The 2,996-nt window shown below is 37.3% G+C and carries 2 protein-coding genes and 1 pseudogene; 1 reads left to right on the top strand and 2 read right to left on the bottom strand.

The genetic code is table 11. The annotated features are described in order from the left end of the window. Positions 1–98: 98 nt before the first annotated feature. Complete coding sequence (locus tag J2Z65_RS35035) at positions 99–401, bottom strand: hypothetical protein (RefSeq protein ID WP_167064790.1); 303 nt, start codon at positions 399–401, stop codon at positions 99–101. Positions 402–1,117: 716 nt separating this feature from the next. Here J2Z65_RS35035 and J2Z65_RS35030 point away from each other — a divergent pair. Beyond that, positions 1,118–2,171: pseudogene (locus tag J2Z65_RS35030) on the top strand (IS110 family RNA-guided transposase); the annotation flags it as partial. A gap of 60 nt (positions 2,172–2,231) precedes the next feature. Here the strand turns inward: J2Z65_RS35030 and J2Z65_RS35025 are convergent. Further along, positions 2,232–2,768, bottom strand: coding sequence for a hypothetical protein (locus J2Z65_RS35025; protein ID WP_167059027.1), 537 nt, complete (start codon positions 2,766–2,768; stop codon positions 2,232–2,234). Positions 2,769–2,996: the final 228 nt, after the last annotated feature.

Here is a 2,996-nt window from a genome sequence, read left to right as displayed (position 1 = left end):
CTATCTTTCATTCATCATCGAAATCTAAAGGTTTGAAATCCTGCGAATAGACGAGCTTGCGTGAGATAATCAAATCATACAGAGGGAGTTCAATGAACTCATGCTTTTTCGTTTATCTTTTCGGTGAAAACTTGAAAATAAAATTGATATCTGTCTGGAAGTCGCTGTTTTAAGTAATCCCAAAACCATTTTTCATCAAATTCATTTGGTCGGTTAACAAGCAAGTCAGGTAAGTTATGAAATACATCAGAAATATTGTTTATTTCTTGCAAATCAATTTTAGCCTGGATCCATGATGAAGGCTTCCACCATTTAATACGATGAGTGTAAGAAGCACTCCGTATATCTAAAAGAACACAATATAACAGATATACGTATGCTTTTTCTCTCGAAATTTCCATCTTTATAACTCCCTATGTAAGTATAATTATAGCTTTATATGCTAACGTACCCAGTTAGCTCAATCTAATTTGATTAGTTTAAGATGCTGTTTTAAGGCGTACTCATTTATTTTAGTGACTAGATCATTTCTATAAACTGATGCACTATAAGGTATCTCTCATGATTATCAACTGGGTGTATATTTTCTGCGAAGATAAAAAAAATATCTTGATCCATCTTCTTAATAATAAAGTAGTTTCCTTCAAATTCTCCGTTCCTGATGTGAGCTGAAGTAATGAACTTGATGATTTCTTCATACATTTCCTGATACCGAACTTCACTCTCAAGAAATCTTTCTAACACATTTATTAGCACTTGTCGGTCACTTCCTCTAACATCAGAATGCAATTCCTTTAATGAATGTCCCTATGAGTATGTCAAAATAATAATACCACCTATTGGAACTAATCTGCCCGTTAGTCATACATGCAGCGCAAGCGCTGCACCACAGATGATGAAAATGGGTTAAGGAATCTGTCAATACTGCTACCATGGCTGGGAGAGGAAGGTCGATAAGCTATGGTGCCTTAGAGCCCAACCGTTAGTCTGACTCCAACGATCACGGTGCATCACAGATTGTCGCTCTCTTTCGGGAAGCACTCATGGGAGATTAATCCTACTCTGGTTGTTGCACCAGCCTCTTATCCGAATTAGCCGTAGAGAGGATGTTTTTTAAGTGGAAGTCGTCATTGAACGTACATGCGGTATGGATATTCACAAGGATAACATTACAGCATGTATTCTAACGTCTAAAGGAAAGGAGATTCAAACGTTTTCTACGAAAACGGTGCATCTATTACAACTTATCGACTGGATCAAACAGCATGAATGTTCTCACGTCGCAATGGAAATCACAGGCGTATTTTGGAAACCCATCGTCAACCTGCTTGAAGCTGAAGGAATTGAATTTTTAGTGGTGAACGCCCAGCATATGAAGGCATTACCTTTACGTAAAACAGATGTAAAGGATTCGGAATGGATCGCCAAACTTCTCCGTCATGGACTTCTTAAAGCAAGCTTCATTCCAAATCGAAATCAACGTGAACTTCGAGAGCTTGTTAGGTATCGCCGAAGCATTATTGAAGAGAGATCCAGACAGCACAATCGCATTCAAAAGGTATTAGAGGGAGCGAATATTAAGCTTGGCTCTGTCGTTTCGGATATTATGGGTGTCTCCTCTCGCGATATGTTGCGTGCTATTGCGGAGGGCGAAGATGATCCCGAAAAACTAGCGAACTTTGCTAGGCGCACCTTGAAACAAAAAAAGAACGAGCTCGAACTAGCTCTTCAAGGCTATGTAAACCCTCACCAGCGTTTGATGATCAAAACCATTTTAACTCACATTGATTTTTTAAATGAACAAGTTGAAGTGCTCGATCAGGAAGTTGCTGCGCGGATAGCATCTTTTCAAAGATGTTGAACGTTTAGATTCAATCCCTGGTATAGCTACTCGAATGGCAGAACAAATTCTGGCGGAAATCGGAACGGATATTAACAAACAGTTTCCTAGTGCGGCGCATTTATGCTCTTGGGCTGGATTGGTACCTGGACATAATGAAAGTGCAGGAAAAAAGAAATCTGCCAAAACCACAAACGGAAACAAGTATCTTAAATCTGCTTTAATAGAAGCGGCCCATTCCGTTGCTGCATCTAAGAACTTCCTTGGAGCGATGTATAGACGTACGGCTGCACGAAAAGGTAAAAAACGAGCAGCTGTAAATGTGGCACATGGGCGGCGGCAGCCTCATTTTGTGGTTTATTGAAGTAACGTTCACCGTTAGTTCAACGAACTAATTGATCTCTTTTATTAGATTTCCGTCTTTATCATAATACTTATAATTTCGAAATTCATATTGGCTACTATCGGTATCGGGAAAATTGACCCAAGCAACAGTCGCCTTATAAGGAATAAACCTTTGCTCCAATTTCTGTCCATTTATACTTACTTGCATTTTAGCAATTTCATTTTCATTATTGGCAACAATCATAAACATACTAAGATGCTCAGGAATGAATGAGCTAAATTTTTCATCCTCACTCACTTGTATATAACTCCACAAAAAATTGCCATCTTCATTTTTTCTAAAATGAATATAGCCAGGACTATTGTTAGATAAAAATCCTACAACCCTTCGATCATTGAAATCCTTTACCTCCAGAATTTCAATTGATTTATTTTCATACCCTTTAATAGATTTAATTACTTTTTCTATGGAATCTTTATCATTTCCATACACATGCTTATTATCGTTAATATAATAAGCCGAGAATCCGATAAGTAGTAGCAAAATTGTAAGTGTAAAAAAAGTTAATCTACTCTTTTTCAACAATCTGCCCCCTTTGGTGGGAAAAACTTATTCATTTTTTATTATTCAATTTTATCAATTTCGTTTCCAGCATAATAACCCCTTCGAAAAATATGACGTTTTAATGCTTGTATAAGTTTCGCTTTTGTTCAAGTATCCTCCCTCTATGGAGAAACGCTTTGCTCTTAAATACTCTCGTTTTCTCAGTTTTTGACCTTCAATACTTTTTTGCAGATAACTTTTCAATGG

Origin of the sequence: Paenibacillus aceris (assembly GCF_017874035.1) — a bacterium.
Classification (GTDB): Bacteria; Bacillota; Bacilli; order Paenibacillales; family NBRC-103111; genus Paenibacillus_E; species Paenibacillus_E aceris.
This window is presented reverse-complemented; position numbering and strand designations above follow the sequence as displayed.

Bases quoted from the DNA above. Each gene is read 5' to 3' on its own strand.
- J2Z65_RS35035 (WP_167064790.1), bottom strand. From the start codon at position 401: ATGGAAATTTCGAGAGAAAAAGCATACGTATATCTGTTATATTGTGTT.